Annotated in this window: 15 protein-coding genes and 2 pseudogenes; 8 read left to right on the top strand and 9 right to left on the bottom strand. The window is 69.0% G+C overall.

Going from position 1 to position 14,471, the window contains the following annotated elements; translation table 11 throughout:
• The first annotated feature begins 5 nt into the window (after nt 1-5).
• A complete protein-coding gene (locus ABFX81_RS39205; protein WP_279345107.1) occupies nt 6-296 on the top strand; it encodes a peptidoglycan-binding protein in 291 nt (96 codons plus the stop codon).
• Between the two features lie 184 nt (nt 297-480).
• On the opposite strand, the pseudogene ABFX81_RS39200 reads toward ABFX81_RS39205, so the two are convergent.
• The 7 genes and pseudogenes from ABFX81_RS39200 to ABFX81_RS39165 form a co-directional block, all read right to left on the bottom strand.
• A pseudogene (locus ABFX81_RS39200) lies at nt 481-701 on the bottom strand (transposase); the annotation flags it as partial.
• Between the two features lie 83 nt (nt 702-784).
• Entirely contained in the window at nt 785-1,402 is a 618-nt protein-coding gene (locus ABFX81_RS39195) for a hypothetical protein (protein ID WP_346139416.1), read from the bottom strand.
• Between the two features lie 473 nt (nt 1,403-1,875).
• Nucleotides 1,876-2,595 (bottom strand): GDSL-type esterase/lipase family protein, encoded by a 720-nt coding sequence (locus ABFX81_RS39185; protein WP_086855441.1) that lies wholly within the window; start codon nt 2,593-2,595, stop codon nt 1,876-1,878.
• Entirely contained in the window at nt 2,592-3,062 is a 471-nt protein-coding gene (locus ABFX81_RS39180; RefSeq protein WP_086855440.1) for a cupin domain-containing protein, read from the bottom strand. The genes ABFX81_RS39185 and ABFX81_RS39180 overlap by 4 nt, the downstream gene beginning before the upstream one ends.
• An 82-nt stretch (nt 3,063-3,144) precedes the next feature.
• Nucleotides 3,145-3,981 carry a helix-turn-helix domain-containing protein gene (locus tag ABFX81_RS39175; RefSeq protein WP_086855443.1) on the bottom strand — a complete coding sequence of 279 codons (837 nt, stop codon included), beginning with the start codon at nt 3,979-3,981 and terminating at the stop codon, nt 3,145-3,147.
• A gap of 643 nt (nt 3,982-4,624) precedes the next feature.
• Nucleotides 4,625-4,933 (bottom strand): hypothetical protein, encoded by a 309-nt coding sequence (locus ABFX81_RS39170; RefSeq protein ID WP_346139414.1) that lies wholly within the window; start codon nt 4,931-4,933, stop codon nt 4,625-4,627.
• A gap of 185 nt (nt 4,934-5,118) precedes the next feature.
• A complete protein-coding gene (locus tag ABFX81_RS39165) occupies nt 5,119-5,604 on the bottom strand; it encodes an ester cyclase (RefSeq protein ID WP_346139413.1) in 486 nt (161 codons plus the stop codon).
• Between the two features lie 32 nt (nt 5,605-5,636).
• On the opposite strand from ABFX81_RS39165, the gene ABFX81_RS39160 reads away from it, so the two are divergent.
• From ABFX81_RS39160 to ABFX81_RS39150, 3 genes and pseudogenes are all read left to right on the top strand, one after another.
• Nucleotides 5,637-6,215, top strand: a complete 579-nt coding sequence (locus tag ABFX81_RS39160; protein ID WP_086841539.1) for a helix-turn-helix transcriptional regulator — start codon at nt 5,637-5,639, stop codon at nt 6,213-6,215.
• A 20-nt stretch (nt 6,216-6,235) separates the two neighbouring features.
• Nucleotides 6,236-7,219: an alcohol dehydrogenase catalytic domain-containing protein gene (locus tag ABFX81_RS39155; RefSeq protein ID WP_086841537.1), complete on the top strand. Its 984-nt coding sequence runs from the start codon at nt 6,236-6,238 to the stop codon at nt 7,217-7,219.
• Between the two features lie 234 nt (nt 7,220-7,453).
• Nucleotides 7,454-7,947 (top strand): annotated as a pseudogene (locus ABFX81_RS39150) (dienelactone hydrolase family protein); the annotation flags it as partial.
• Nucleotides 7,948-8,223: 276 nt separating this feature from the next.
• On the opposite strand, the gene ABFX81_RS39145 reads toward ABFX81_RS39150, so the two are convergent.
• Both ABFX81_RS39145 and ABFX81_RS39140 read right to left on the bottom strand, forming a co-directional pair.
• Nucleotides 8,224-8,967, bottom strand: coding sequence for an IclR family transcriptional regulator domain-containing protein (locus ABFX81_RS39145; RefSeq protein WP_086841552.1), 744 nt, complete (start codon nt 8,965-8,967; stop codon nt 8,224-8,226).
• A 354-nt stretch (nt 8,968-9,321) separates the two neighbouring features.
• The gene (locus ABFX81_RS39140; protein WP_086841550.1) at nt 9,322-10,065 is read right to left on the bottom strand and encodes an IclR family transcriptional regulator domain-containing protein; all 744 of its coding nucleotides are present in this window, start codon (nt 10,063-10,065) and stop codon (nt 9,322-9,324) included.
• 273 nt (nt 10,066-10,338) lie between these two features.
• Between ABFX81_RS39140 and solA (ABFX81_RS39135) the strand changes: the two genes are divergently transcribed.
• The 4 genes from solA (ABFX81_RS39135) to ABFX81_RS39120 form a co-directional block, all read left to right on the top strand.
• Nucleotides 10,339-11,481 carry an N-methyl-L-tryptophan oxidase gene (gene solA / locus ABFX81_RS39135; RefSeq protein WP_086841535.1) on the top strand — a complete coding sequence of 381 codons (1,143 nt, stop codon included), beginning with the start codon at nt 10,339-10,341 and terminating at the stop codon, nt 11,479-11,481.
• Nucleotides 11,482-11,524: 43 nt separating this feature from the next.
• Entirely contained in the window at nt 11,525-12,661 is a 1,137-nt protein-coding gene (gene solA / locus ABFX81_RS39130) for an N-methyl-L-tryptophan oxidase (RefSeq protein WP_086841532.1), read from the top strand.
• Between the two features lie 19 nt (nt 12,662-12,680).
• Nucleotides 12,681-13,652, top strand: coding sequence for a succinylglutamate desuccinylase/aspartoacylase domain-containing protein (locus ABFX81_RS39125; RefSeq protein ID WP_086841530.1), 972 nt, complete (start codon nt 12,681-12,683; stop codon nt 13,650-13,652).
• An 83-nt stretch (nt 13,653-13,735) separates the two neighbouring features.
• Nucleotides 13,736-14,471 (top strand): extracellular solute-binding protein (locus tag ABFX81_RS39120; protein WP_346139412.1); only part of this gene is annotated, 736 nt, incomplete at its 3' end.

Below are 14,471 nucleotides of genomic sequence, written 5' to 3'. Positions count from 1 at the left end.
CAAGCATGAGTACAGAAGACGGCTACGTTCCCTTTCCAGGTTCCGAGTGGTTCAAAAGCGAGCCGAGTAGCCCGATCATCAGGATGATGGCGATGCGCCTGGCCGAAGAGGGATGCACCGAATTTGGTCCGGCCGGCCCACCCTCGGCCCACCCTCTCAGTGGACGTCGGTGGACGACGCACCACCGTGACTCCTACGCCAGGTGGCAGCGGAAGCTCGGGTACCAGGGTGCGGACGCGGACGGCTGGCCGGGAGCAAAGTCCTGGGCCAAGCTCAGGGTGCCCTATTCGGAGTGACGGTAACTCAACATGCTGAGCTCCCGGAACGGCTTTGAAGCACGACGGCGTGCTCCGACTCTGAGTCCGACCAGCACAGGCGGCCGATAGCCCGCCGAAATCCGCTTCATAAGACCGTGTCCTACGTGGTGAGGCGGATGAGTCGTTTGTAGCAGCAGAGGGCGGCGGCGAGGCCGAGGAAGGCCAGGTAGTTGCGGGGATCGCGCTCGCGGCTGCCGAAGCACGGCGGCAGTTGGCGCCAGGCACATCCGCTGACCAGAACGTAGATGATGGCCGCGAACAGCGTCTCATCAGGGTGTCCTGCGTTCCGCCGCCCTGCGGCCGCACCCTCGGGGGCGGGATCAACGGCTTCGCAATCTTCCACAGCCCATCCGGAACAACCCAACTCCACGTACCCCGCCCCATATCGAGGTCAACGACGCCTCACCACGTAGGACCCGGTCTTAGTTCGGTGCAGTGGTCCCGAGCAGGCTGCCGACCGTAAGTGCTTAGCTCCGCAGGCCGATGACGGCCCAGTCGCGGCGGGCGGCCTGGCTGACGACGTCACCCCATTCGGTGACGAGTCGGGAGAACGAAGGGAAGTCCTTGATCCAGCCGATGGGTTCGGTGAGGTGGCGGTCGAAAGGCTCGCGCAGTGAGCCGAGGTGCGGCTCGACCTGTCCCCAGAAGTGATGCAGCGCTGCTACCTCCTCCGGCAGCAGCCGGAGCATGACGTCGAGCCGAGAGGTCCAGTCGCAGGCGCCCGGCTCCACGGCCGGAGAGAAGTCTGACGCCTCGGAGGCGTAGGTGTAGCCATCCCAGAACAGCGGGGCACTGAACTGGTCAAGAGCGTCCCGCAGCGGCGCATCGACGAAGGCGCGCAGTTCGTCCCAGCGTTCGCCAGCCCAGAAGTGCGCTTTGTGCGAGGTCATGGTGTCGAGGAACTCGTAGCGCGCCCACCACCGGGCCTCCGTGGGGTAGGGCCATGTCCACCCCGGCGGTTGGATGTAGTCGTAAGCATCGTCCGGGCCGAACGCGGCCTCCCCGACCAGGTCCTCCCGCTGTCCAGCAGGCACCGACTCCAGATGGGCCCAGTCAACGATCAGGACCTCCATGCATACGCCCATGCGGTCAGCATACGAACCGACTGGCCACCGGCTTGGAGGCGTCTCGGGGGAGCGCCGCCGGTCTCGTGACCCCTCACGGCGGCCCTACAGGGAGAGTGCCGACAGTCCGCACACGGGCAGAACTGCGGGAGGCCGAAGGCCTGCGGGCAGAGCCCAGTAGAGCGGATGATGGCTCCCGTCCAGCAGCTTCGACGTGCCGAACGGGAGCGGCACGGGCCCCTCCTGGGGTTCCTTGAGCACGAGGGGAACCCGCGCGCCTTCCAGACGGGAAGGTGTGACGCCAAGGCGTCCGGCCGGAAACTGGCCCAGAAACCCAAGCATGGCGTCGGCCGTCTCGGGCGGCAGCTCCTCGCGCGGCGGCAGGTACGGAATGTAGTCGCCAGGCGCATCGGAACGCCGCAGGGGGACGCCGTCGAGCCGTTCGCCAACCAGCCGGGCAGGCAGTCTGTTCTGCGGCCGGGCGCCGGAACCGGCTACGCGCTCTGGGGCAGCAGACCGGCGTCGATGACCTCAGCGATAAGGGTGGCGCCGCGGCTGTTCTGGTGGATGTGGTCGGTCGTGAGTACGAGACCTCGCCGTCGCGAGATCGTGTCGAGGTTGCGGCGCAGCACTGCCTGCTGGACGAGGACGCCGACGGCCGCTGCGGGCGTCACCTCCCGGTATGAAATCGGCGGTGGGTCCGCTTGGCGCAGTTCCTCGATCTGGCGTTCGTGGAGCGGAAGGTAGGCCACCTCGTTGGTGGCGGCGATCTCGGCGATCATCCGGCTGTACGCCTGCGATGCCTGTGCCGCTGCTCCGTCGAGTTGTTGGCCGAGTACCGGTATCGACAGCAGACCGATCGTCGCGTCGGTCTCCGCTCGCAGCCGTGCGACGACGGCTCCCAGGCACTGTTGGAACCAGCCGGCCGACGGGCGATCGGGGAGCTGTTTGCGCTTCATGGCTTGCTCGACGGGGTAGCCGGCAAGGCTCGCTCGGGCGTCGTTGGTCCCGATCAACACGGTGATCACATCGGGTGGGTTCGTGACGACAGTATCGAGGCGCTGCAAGAGGTTGTAGGCGAAGTCGCCGTTGGCGCCGAAACGGGCAAGCTGCACGTCACCGGGAGGGCGGCGTCGTCCGAGAAGATCCAGGTAGTCGACGCTGAACTGCGCGCGGGTGAGGCTGTCGCCGAGGCACGCGATGCGTGTCGTCACGGCGCTTCCTCCTGGCTGGACGTGCCGACGCGTTCGGTCGGGCGGGTGTCGGTCCGAGGACGGTGGTCGGTGCCGAGGGTCGCAGTGATGGCCAGGATGGACGTCGGCCCCTCCATGTCGACCACGTGCCATACCCCGGCCGGGTTGATGGTGGCCTCGCCCGGCCCGAGCAGAACGCGGTCGGGGACCCCGTCCATGTCGCGGGTGACCGTCACGGACCCGCTGAGGCAAACGACCAGTTCGTCGCCTGCAGGGTGGCTCTCCCAATGGTCGCCGAGCCCGTCGCCGTCGAAGATCATCACCATCCGGCCCTCGGCGCCGTCTGCCGCGACCGCGGCGCTGTAGGCCTGGAGCACCTTCGGGTCCCAGGTGAAGCCCTCGACGGGTTTGGCTCTCGATCCCAGTCCGAGGTGCACGGGGGTGATCCGCAGGTCCATGGCATTGCATTCGTGGTTGACGAGTCTCATGCCGACGATCGTCCACGCCAGCGATCGGGCGGTCTTGAAGAAAAGGGAAGAGAAGCCGACGCGACGGGCAGACGGTCGGCGGCTACCCGGCTCCGAGGAGGACTTCGCTGCGACGCCAGGCCGTCGGCGATCGGCCCGTGAACTCGCGCCAGTCCCGAACGAGATGGGCCTGGTCGGCGTAGCCAGAGACGGTTGCGACATCGCCCCACGGGAGCGGGTCCTGCGCCGCCGCCAGTTCGTGCGCGTGCTCGAAGCGCAAGACTCGGGCGAAGGTCTTCGGCGACAGGCCCACCTCACCGCGAAACCGCTCGGTGAGGTACCGACGGCTCCAGCCGAGTTCCGCGGCGACCGCACCAACCTGGACGCAACCCCGCGCGGCGACGAGGCGGCGCCATGCCTCGGCTACCTCGGGGCGCACCCAGCGCACATGGTCGCCGCAGGCGCCACGGCCGACAGCTCGGAGGAGCAATTCGTCCAGCGCGGTGAACCGCGCCGCCCATGTCGTCGCCGATCGGAGCCGGTCGACCAGCTCGACGGCAAGCGCTCCGAGAAGCTCGTCAAGTGGGACCAGTCGGTGGGCGAGCTCGGCGGCGGGCATGCCGTAGATGGCCCGGGCCCCGAGCGGTGTCAGCGCTACCTGAACACCTTGCTGGCGTCCGTCGTGGTGAATCGCGACGGACCGGCGCATCAGACCGCCGGCCACGCTGCCGAATCGGGTGACCGGTGACCCGTCGTCAACGCCCGCCGCCACCTCCAAGGGATCTGACAGGCTGATCACCGCAGTGAGCGCGCGACTCGGCGGGCCGCAGTGCACCCCCGTCGGGAGCCCGCGGAGGTCGAAGCCGACATACGAGTCGACGTACTGCCGCAGGCCGGGCGCCGGACGTGCACCGACTCCGGTGGCCGTGTGGTCCTCCATTCTCGGCAGTGTACGAGCCGCCCAGCCCAGGAAGATCACCATCCAAGGGCTGATCACCGCCGTTTGCGGCTGGTGACGCGGTTCTCACCGGCACCCCGTCACGCAGCGCTACATCTCCATTGGCCGTAGCTATACGGGAACGGGGCCGAGGAGTGCGCCGCCGCGGCCAAGTCCCCGGGAGCCGCCGCGCTGATCGCGGACGGCAACGGCGAGTACCGCGGGACCTACTGGCGCATCCTCGACGCCGGCCACCCCGTCCTGACCGTCCTCGACACTGACCCGGGCACCATCGCCGAGCGGCAATGACGCCGAGAGCTCACGTCTGGTCCTGCCGGGAACCTCTACGCAGTCGCTGCCCTGCCACAGTGCATCCTGCAGGCCATGCCCGTAAACGCGTCGTACTTGAGGTCGACGGAAGCCAGCACTACACCGACCAGCAGGGCAAGGCCCCCAACACTCGCAAATACGCAGAGACCATGGCCGCAGACCGGGAACTGGGCCCAGGGGATCAAGCGCCCGCTGGTGTCCTGGCCCGACGCGGGGCCGCGCGCCCGGTTCACCGTAAGGCGGCCCTCAGGACCAGCGGGGGACGTCGTCGGGGGAGAGGTCGGGGGCGGGCTCGGTGCAGGCGAGCGGGGTGGCGCTACCGGCCGGAGGCATCGCGTGCGACGTCGACGCCTACTTCCACCACCAGCTTGGGTTCCACCAGCGTGACGTCCAGCGTCTCCCGGCTGCCCCACCCGGCGGAGAACGACCAGCCCATCCACGGATGACCACGCCGGGCCGAAGCGAGTAGCCCGGCGACCGTGCTGCTCGCCGCCTGGACGAGAGTGGTGGTGCTGCCGGTGTACTCAAGGTGGCCATCGTCGTCGTACCTGCCGAGCAGCAGACTGCTGGGAGCGGCCAAGGGGCCGGTGATCGCGCCGACGATCGCCTCGGTCGTCTCGCGCACCCACTGGTGGAGTGTCGGTATTCGAGGATTGCAGTATTCGCCCGCAGGGCGGCGAGTACTCCCACACCCGGCCCGGTCACGTCAGCGATGACAAGACACCACATGCAGCTATCACCGCAACGGGTGCTGCCTGCGCGAAGACGCCGGATCAAGAAGAAGACCGACCTCATGCGGCGCTACGAGGTTCACGACGCCGGTACGGCACCGATCTGCTGCATCACCCCGAGGAGGTCGGGCTGAGCCTGTTCGCCGACGATCCGGCCGTCGGCCAGGTAGTAGAAGTTCATGGCCTGCACCGAGATCTTGTTGCCGCTCGCCGGGATCCCGAAGAATTCACCGTCGTGGGTTCCTCGCATGGTGAACCGCGCGGCCACTGTGTCGCCTTCGGTGACCGTCTCCTCCAGCGTCCACTCCACATCCGAGAAGCCGCCGCGCATCATCCCGAGGACTTCCATGTACCCATCGGGCCCCCGCAGTGGTTCCGGGTGACTGGGTGCGTGGAACACCGCGTCCGGAGAAATGACCTCGCGGGCGAGATCCTCGTTGCCCGTGTTGATGAACTCGACGAAGCGGTTCATCACTGACTCGGTGGACTGCGACGGCATCTTGCTGTGCCTCTCCAGAGACGTTTGAGCGGGTACCTGCGAGCGTAACATCGCTTCGATGTTCACATCGATTCGATGTTGCGTGCAAAGATGGACTCATGCTGGAACTCGCGATACTCGGCTTCCTGGCTGAGACCCCCCTGCCCGGACACGAACTGCGCCGCCGCCTCTCACAGCTGACCGGCTACACGCGGCCGGTCAGTGACGGCAGCCTGTATCCGGCAATCAACCGTCTGACCAAGGCGGGCTTGATCGAGCGGCGCGCCGACCCGGCCGCCGGGGCGGCCCGGTACGTGCTCAGCCTGACCGCGGCCGGACGGGCCGAAATGCTTCAGCGCCTGCGCAAGCCCGCCGACCATGAGATCACCGACTTCACCCGGTTCTACGTCGTTCTGGCATTCCTTTCTCACTTGCCTGACGTGGCCGAACAGCACGCGGTGCTGCGCAGACGGCTGGAGTTCCTGGAAGAACCGGCGAGCTTCTTCTACGACAACGAGCGGCCCCTGCGTGCCGAGGAGATCGCCGACCCCTACCGACGGGGCATGCTGCTCACCGCCCGCGCCACCAGCCGCGCCGAACGGACTTGGCTGCGCGAGACCCTCGGGGAGAAGCCGCCCGCATTCGGCACCGCATGCACCGACAGCGATCCACAGGCGCCCGCCGCTCCCGCGAGCTGACGGCCCACGGAGGTACCCCCATGCTTGCTTCCTGGTACGACGACCAGGGCCCCGCCGCCCATGTCCTGCACGTCGGCGAACTCCCTGATCCCGTCCCCGGCCCCGGCGAGGTCCGCGTCCGCGTCACCGTCTCGGGCGTCAACCCCGGCGACACCAAGAAACGGCGCGGCTGGCTCGGCTCGTCCATGCCCTACCCGCAAGTGATCCCGCACAGCGACGCCGCCGGAGTCATCGACGCCGTGGGCGCCCAAGTCGACGCCCACCGCGTCGGACAACGGGTCTGGGTATACGGCGCGCAGTCCTACCGCCCCTTCGGCACCGCCGCCCAGTACACCGTCGTACCCGACCACCAGGCCGCACCCCTGCCCGACCACCTCAGTGACGAGCTGGGCGCGAGCCTCGGCATCCCTGGCATCACCGCCCACCGCACCGTCTTCGCCGACGGCCCGGTCGACGGCCAACTGGTCCTGGTCCACGGGGTTCTCGGCGGCGTCGGCTCACTGGCCGCCCAGCTCGCCCACTGGGCCGGCGCCACCGTGATCGCCACCGTCCGCCGAGCCACGGACCTCGACCACGTCGACCCGGCCGTTGTCGCCCACGCCGTCGCCCTGGACACCGGTGACCCCGCCACAGCCATCCGCTCGTACGCGCCGCGGGGCGTCGACCGGATCATCGAGGTCGCGCTGTCCGACAACGCCGACCTCGACAACGCCGTCGCCGCCCAGGGAGCCGTCATCGCCGCCTACGCCACCCGCACGGACCGCACTGCGATCCCCTTCTGGCCCTTGCTGTTCAATAACGTCACCCTGCGGCTGCTCGGCAGCGACGACTTCCCCGCCGAGGCCAAGCGCCAGGCCGCCCGCGACCTCACCTCCGCCGCCGCCGTCGGCGCCCTTACCGTCGCCGTCGGCGACCGTTACCGGCTGGACGACATCGCCAAGGCCCACGACCACGTCGACGCCGGCGGTGGCCACGGCCGCATCCTGGTCACCATCCCCCAATAGCGCGGACTCGGAATTACTGCCCTGCTCAACTGCCTGGGATCCCATCTTCAAACCGGTGAGAGGCCTGACCGAGATACGGGTCGAAGGGGCAATGGGATGGATAGCTGCCGTGGGGACGAGGTTTGTGACGGTTCTTGTGAGCTCTCGCGAGTATTTCAGGGGGATGTCCGCGCTGCTCTGCCAGCGGCAGAACAGCCGCCGGACCTGGCTCGACGATCACTACAGTCCAGTCTCATGACGACGATTACGACGCGTACGGTCGAGTACCCGGCCGACGGTCTGACGATGATCGGGCACCTCGCGCTCCCGGCCGGTGTCGACCGCCGGCCCGCAGTGCTGCTCGGACCAGAGGGCACGGGGCTCAGCGACGTCGAGCGCCGCAGGGCCGATGCTCTCGCCGAGCTGGGATAAATAGCGCTGGCCTTCGACCTTCAGGGCGGGCGCTATTTGAGCGACCCCGAGGAGATGTTGGCCCGTTGCATGCCACTGCTCGCTGATCCCGACCGGATGCGGAGCATCGGCCATGCAGCGCTCGACGTGTTGCGCACCGAACCGCGGACCGACCCCGACCGGATCGCCGCCGTCGGCTATGGCACCGGGGGCGCCTCGGGCTGGAACTCGGGCGCGACGGCGTCAACCTGCGCGCGATCGGCACAGTCAACGCACTGACCACGGGCCGACCGGGCGAGGCGGCGCGTATTCGATGCCCGGTGTGGGGCACCGACGGAATGCGCTGATCAGCGCCGATGCAGGGACTCCCAAGATCGCTTCCCGCGCTCGGAGTGATCGTTTCCCACCGCGCAGGTGGTTCCCAGTTCCCGTGAGTCGGAGGGGTGTCGACGCGCGCCGCGATGAGGGAGGCCAGGCTCTCGATGGCGTTTGGAGCCATGGGGGACAGAAAACCACCTCAGTAAGCACCTCCGGCGCCAACACCCAGAGTCTTCACAGCGACTCGGTGGCGCAGGCACCTGCGTTGCGGGCTGCCGGTCCGGGCCCTACCGCCGTCAGCCCAGGTAGCGGGTGGTGATCTCCGATGCGGTGTCTACGACCATACGTCCCAGCTCGGCCGTGCCGGCGGGATCGAAGCGGGACTCGGGCATGGAGGCGGCGACGGCGGCCAGGGGGGAGCCGCCGGCGTCCAGGACGGGCGCGGCCACGGCGCACACGTCAGGCCGGTACTGGTTGCGGTTGACGGCGTAACCGCGGTGCCTGACGCGACGCAGTTCCGCACGCAGTTCCGACGGGTCGGTGATGGTCTCCTTGCCGTACCCCTCCAGCACGCCCGCCGAGAACTGGTCGATCTCGGAATGTGGCAGATGGGCCAGGACGGCGCGTCCGGCCGCGGTGGCGTGCAGGGGTGAGGTGTCGCCGATGGTGTGGAACGTGCGCACGGGGTGATCGCAGTCGACGCGGTCCACCACGACCATGCACTGAAGGGCGTCCGGCACCGCCAGGTGCACCGTCTCGTTCAAGGCGTCGCGCAGGCGGACCATCGGCTCGCGGGCGGCGGCGAACAAGCTCGAGCCCTGCAGCGCGGCGGGCCGCACGGACAGTACGCGGGCGCCGATCTCCCAGCGGGTCGTGTCTCTGCGGTTGGCCCGCAGCCAGCCGGCTTCGGCCAGTGTGACCAGCGTGCGCTGCACCGTCGACTTCGGAAGACCGAAGATCTTCGTGAGTTCCCCGACGGTGACCGGCTGATGCCGGGCGACCGCCTCCAGGATGCGCAGCGACCTGGTGACGCTCTTCATCTCCATCTGGGGCCTCGCGGTACGGGTAAACGGCTCGGTCTCGCCTCTTGACTCTCTCCGGAGCCTCAGGCAAGCTCGTGCCGGATGTTAGCACAACATTCCACAATGCGGCACGCGTGATCGGACCAGACATCGGGCCGGCGCCGTGGAGGTGCCACATCCCCCGTCCGCGCGGCGACGGACAGCGGTAGTGCCCTGACTCGCCTACCGAGCCGCGCGATACAGCCGCTCTGTGCCCGGCCCCCCAGTCGGGCACAGAGCGGTGACGGTCGCGTGTCATACGAGTCGGCCCCCCACGCTCGTGCGTGAGGGGCCGATGTCGCCGTGCGGCTGTCAAGTGCTTCCGTCTGACATTCAGCCGCGTCGACGGCCCGTGATCTCCGCGGCCGTCTCGGCGACCATGCGGCTCCACTCGGGCAGCCGTTCGGCGTCGAAGCGGGAGTCCGGCATGGAGACGGCGACGGAGGCGAGCGGGGCGCCGTCCTCGTCCAGAACGGGCGCGGCGATGGCGCAGACACCGGGCCGGTACTGATTGCGGTTGACCGCATAACCGTCGGTGCGGATCCGGTCCAGTTCGGCGCGCAGTTCGTCGGGATCGGCGGGCGTGGTGTCGGTGAAGCGCTCGAGCCCCTGCGCGATGAGCTCCTCGACGTCCTGTTTCGGCAGGTGGGCGAGAACCGCCCGCCCCACCGCGGTGGCGTGCAGTGGCGAGGTGTCGCCGATGGTGTGGAACGTGCGTACCGGATGGTCGGAGTCGACGCGGTCCACCACGACCATGCACTGGAGGGCGTCCGGCACCGACAGGTGGATCGTCTCGTTCAGGGCGTCGCGCAGGCGGACCATCGGCTCGTGGGCGGCGGTGAGCAGGCTGGAGCCCTGCAGGGCGGCGGGCCGCACGGCGAGGACCCGGGCGCCGATCTCCCAGCGGGTGGTGTCCCTGCGGTTGGCCCGCAGCCAGCCGGCTTCAGCCAGTGTGACCAGCGTGCGCTGCACCGTCGACTTCGGAAGACCGAAGATCTTCGTCAGTTCCCCGACGGTGACCGGCTGATGCTGGGCGACCGCCTCCAGGATGCGCAGCGACCTGGTGACGCTCTTCATCTCCATCCGTTTGCCCCCTGTTGATCCTCAGAGATTGTGCTGGACACCCTCTTGACTCCCCTCGGAGCCGCTGTCATTCTCTGTGCCAGATCCTAGCACAACATTCCACAATGTGGCACGGCTTCACAGGCTCCGAGGTTGAGGGGGACCCCCGAACCCGGACGGATGTGAGCGATCGAGGCCTCCAGGGCCCGCCCCTCCAAGCCGCCGCAAATCGACCATCTTCACGCTCGGGGCCCAGCATGCGGCCCGGCGGTACGAAAGGAAAGCCCTGTGCCAGCAGCCAGGAAGCGCGTCGCCGTCGTCGGAGTCGGAACAGTGGGCAGCCAGGCCGCCTGGCGGCTCGCGTCCCGGGGCGCCAAGGTCGTCGGCTACGACCGGTTCGCCCCCGGCCACGACCGCGGCGCTGCCGGCGGCGAGACCCGCATCTTCCGCAGCGCCCACTTCGAGGACTCCCGGTGGGTTCCGCTGCTCAGGCACGCCGACGTCCTCTGGGAGCAGCTCCAGCAGGAAACCGGCCGCGAACTGCGCACCCTGACCGGATGCCTTCTCATGGGGTCCACCGAGGAACAGCAGATGGCCACCGTCCTCGAGTCCATCGCCGAGCATGGCCTCGACCACGAAGTGCTCGACGCCGAGTCCTTGGCCAAACGGTTCCCCCAGTACCGGCTCGAAGACGGCGACGCCGTCGTCCTCGACCGCCGGGCCGGTGTCATCCGTCCCGAGCTGACCGTCCAGACCGCCGCACGCCGCGCGGAGCAGCTGGGTGCCACGATCCACCGCTACACGACGGTGCGGGAGATCACGCCGGTGAACGGCGGGGTGGAGATCCACACCGACTCCGGAAGCGAGCACTTCGACGCGGTCGTCGTCACCGTCGGCCCGTGGGTCAACGACTTGCTTCCCGGCCTGCCGTGGGACGTGCAGATCCGCCGCGTGATCAGCGCCTGGTTCGTGCCCACGACCGGCGCCTGGTTCGGCGAGGAGCGTCCCGCGTTCATCCGCACCACCCCCACCCACTGCTACGGCCTGCCCTCCCCGGACGGCATCTCCGTCAAGCTCGGGCTCAGCAAGGACCTGCACCGCCTGGCCGATGACCCCAACACCCTGGATCGCACCGTCCAGCCGGCGGAGCTGGAGATCTACGCCGAGCTGATCCGCCGTCACATGCCGGACCTGCACCCGGACCCGACCCGCGTGTCCGTCTTCATGGAGGGCTACACGGACAGCACCCGCCCGCTGGTCGGTCCGCTGCCCGGGGCCGGCAACGAGAACGTGATCCTGCTCGCCGGGTTCTCCGGCCACGGCTTCAAGCTCTCCCCGGCCTTCGGCGACATCGCCGCGGACCTGGCGCTGGAGGGCTCCTCCTCCCAGCCCATCGACTTCATGTCGACCGTCGGCCGCACCGAGGCCTGAACCCCACCCGGCCACCATCCGGTACATGCACAGGGAGCACCACATGGCCACCAGAAAGCGCGTCGCTGTCGTCGGGACCGGCACCATGGGCAGTCAGGCCGCCTGGCGGCTGGCGGCCCGGGGCGCCGAGGTCGTCGCCTACGACCGCTTCGCCCCCGGTCACGACCGCAGCGCCGCAGGCGGTGAGACCAGGGTCTTCCGCAGCGTGCAGACCCACGACGGCCGCTACGTTCCGCTCGTCCGGCACGCCGAGGCCCTTTGGCAGCAGTTGCAGGCGGAGACCGGGCGGGAACTGCGCCGCCTGACCGGAGCCCTGGTCATGGGACCGGCCGACGACCCCGAGATGCGTACCGTCATGGACGGCATCGCCGAGCACGGCCTCGACCACGAGGTGATCGACACCGAGGCCATGGCCAAGCGTTTCCCGCAGTTCCGCGTCGGCGACGGCGACTTGGTGGTCCTCGACTCCCACGCGGGCTTCGTCCGCCCCGAGCTGACGGTCCAGACCGCGGCCCGGCGCGCGGAGGAGCTCGGTGCCCGGATCCGCCGCTACACCCCGGTGCGGGACGTCACCCCCGTCACCGGGGGAGGCGTGGAGATCCGCACCGACACCGACACGGAGCGCTTCGACGCCGCGGTCGTCACCCCCGGGCCCTGGGTGGGCGACCTGCTGCCCGACCTGCCGTGGGAGGTGAGCATCTACCGCGCGATCAGCGCCTGGTTCCTGCCCCACCAGGACCACCCGGCGGACGCCGAGCGTCCCGCCTTCATCCGCTGCGGCGAGTTCCCCTTCTACGGCATCCCGTCCCCGGGCGGCCTGACTGTCAAGCTCGGCCTGCCCCAGGCCCACCACAAGCCCGTGGAGGACCCGAACCGGCTGGACCGGACCGTCGCACCGGAGGAACTGCAGGCCTTCACCACGGTGGTGGGGCGCTATCTGCCCGGCCTGAACCCCGACCCGGTGCGGCTGTCCGTCTTCATGGAGGGCTACACCGGCAGCACCCGGCCGCTGGTCGGTTCCCTGCCGGGCTGCGACGACATCGTCCTGCTGGCCGGCTTCTCCGGTCAGGGCTTCAAGATCTCGCCCGCCATGGGCGACGTCGCCGCTGACCTCGCACTGGAGGGCCGCACCTCCCAGCCGATCGAATTCATCACCACAAACGGCCGCACCGAGGCCTGAGTTCACTACGAGGTAAGACATGACCTTGACCATCGGCCCCCTGCGGGCCGAGCCCGGCCAGAAGACCCGCGGGAGCCTGGCCGCCGACCTGGGCACCACCACAGCGGACGTTCCCCTGATCCTCGTCAACGGCTCCCGTCCCGGACCCAGGGTCGTGATCACCGGTGGTGTCCACGGCGGCGAATTCATCGGCATCGACGCCGCCACCCATCTGGCCGGGCTGCTGGAACCGGACGACATCACCGGCCAGCTGGTGATCTGCCCCGTGGCCAACCCGCCGGCCGTCTACGGGGGCAGGCTCAACGTCTCCCCACTCGACGGCGTCAACATCAATCGCATCTTCCCCGGCGACAAGGAGGGCGGCCCCACCGAGCGGATGGCGGCCTGGCTCTTCGAGTACGTGGTCAACGGCGCCGACGCCTACGTGGACCTGCACAGCGGCGGCATCGACCAGCACCTGCTCGACTTCGTCGGCTACCGCGTGACCTCCGATGCCGAGCTGGCCGCGAAGATCAAGGCAATGGCCCACGCCGTCGGCTACGAACGGGTCATGCCCCGCCCCCTCCCGGACGGCGGCAACAGCCACGCCGCGGCGAACCGCCAGGGCATCCCCGGGATCCTCATCGAGACCGGGCAGCTCGGCGACCGGGACCCCGCCACCGTGCGCAGGCTCCTCGACGGCCTGTACCGGCTGCTGCACCACCTCGGTGTCATCGAGGCCCCGCAGAACCTCGCACCGGTCACCGTGCAGCCCCGCGAGTGGGTCTGGACGGGCGAGATCGTCTCCCCGGTCGCCGGCCTGTGGTACCCGGACGCGATCGCAGGCGACGAGGTGACCGAAGGACAGACCATCGGCCGCGTCATCGACCCGGCTGACGGCACCGAGCACAAGGTCGTCGCCCCGGCCACCGGAACGGTCATCTACGGCATGAACGGGCTCTCTGTCCGCCTCGGCATGCTGCTCGCCGAGATCGCCGTCCCCCGCGACTGACGCGCTGCATACCCCCTCGACTCCCCTGATTCCCCCTATCCCGCTGAGCTGGCCCTCAATGCGCTACTTCCAGGAGATTTGTCATGAGTGATCCCGTGATCGGTCGTAGAACGCTCCTGCGCGGAGCAGGCGGTCTGGCCGCCCTCGCCGCCCTGCCCTCTCTCGCCGCCTGCGGCACCGGCACCAGCCGCACCCCGTCCGGCAGCGCCAAGGGCGGCGGCAAGACGGTGGTCGTCCGCGACAGTGGCGGTTCCTACGGCGCGGCCCTGCAGAAGGCGATCTACACGCCGTTCACGCAGGAGACCGGCATCAGCGTCAAGGTGCTCAACCTGGACGATGCCCCGCTGCTGGCCCAGATCAAGCAGGGCCGCCCGCAGTGCGACCTCATCAACAACGCGATGATGTCCCACCTCAAGTACGTGAAGCAGGACGCCTTGGAGACGCTGGACCCCGACCGGGTCAAGAGCCTGAAGAGCGCGAAGATCCCCGACAATCAGATCACCGAGCACGCCATCGGAAACTCCTTCTACGGCCAGTGCATCGCGTACCGCACCGACGCCTTCGACGGCCGCAAGCCGGAGTCGTGGGCGGACTTCTGGGACACCAAGGCGTTCCAGGGCGGCCGCGCGATGGTCAGCCCGGACGGCGACCTGCCCGAACTGGAGTTCGCGCTGCTGGCCGACGGCGTCCCCATGGACAAGCTGTACCCGCTGGATGTGGACCGCGCCTTCAAGGTGCTGACCCGGCTGCGGGGTGACATCAAGAAGTTCTGGGACAGCGGTCCCCTCCCGGGTGTGCTCCTGAGCCGCCAGGAGGTGA

This window comes from Streptomyces coeruleofuscus (assembly GCF_039532725.1).
In the GTDB taxonomy this organism is placed as follows: domain Bacteria; phylum Actinomycetota; class Actinomycetes; order Streptomycetales; family Streptomycetaceae; genus Streptomyces; species Streptomyces coeruleofuscus.
This window is presented reverse-complemented; position numbering and strand designations above follow the sequence as displayed.

What these genes read in the sequence shown, in the direction of transcription:
- ABFX81_RS39125 (WP_086841530.1), top strand. Translation starts at nt 12,681, where the DNA reads ATGACCTTGACCATCGGCCCCCTGCGGGCCGAGCCCGGCCAGAAGACC.
- ABFX81_RS39205 (WP_279345107.1), top strand. Translation starts at nt 6, where the DNA reads ATGAGTACAGAAGACGGCTACGTTCCCTTTCCAGGTTCCGAGTGGTTC.
- ABFX81_RS39160 (WP_086841539.1), top strand. Translation starts at nt 5,637, where the DNA reads ATGCTGGAACTCGCGATACTCGGCTTCCTGGCTGAGACCCCCCTGCCC.
- ABFX81_RS39195 (WP_346139416.1), bottom strand. Translation starts at nt 1,402, where the DNA reads ATGGGCGTATGCATGGAGGTCCTGATCGTTGACTGGGCCCATCTGGAG.
- ABFX81_RS39140 (WP_086841550.1), bottom strand. Translation starts at nt 10,065, where the DNA reads ATGAAGAGCGTCACCAGGTCGCTGCGCATCCTGGAGGCGGTCGCCCAG.
- ABFX81_RS39145 (WP_086841552.1), bottom strand. Translation starts at nt 8,967, where the DNA reads ATGAAGAGCGTCACCAGGTCGCTGCGCATCCTGGAGGCGGTCGCCCGG.
- ABFX81_RS39155 (WP_086841537.1), top strand. Translation starts at nt 6,236, where the DNA reads ATGCTTGCTTCCTGGTACGACGACCAGGGCCCCGCCGCCCATGTCCTG.
- ABFX81_RS39180 (WP_086855440.1), bottom strand. Translation starts at nt 3,062, where the DNA reads ATGAGACTCGTCAACCACGAATGCAATGCCATGGACCTGCGGATCACC.
- solA (WP_086841532.1), top strand. Translation starts at nt 11,525, where the DNA reads ATGGCCACCAGAAAGCGCGTCGCTGTCGTCGGGACCGGCACCATGGGC.
- ABFX81_RS39175 (WP_086855443.1), bottom strand. Translation starts at nt 3,981, where the DNA reads ATGGAGGACCACACGGCCACCGGAGTCGGTGCACGTCCGGCGCCCGGC.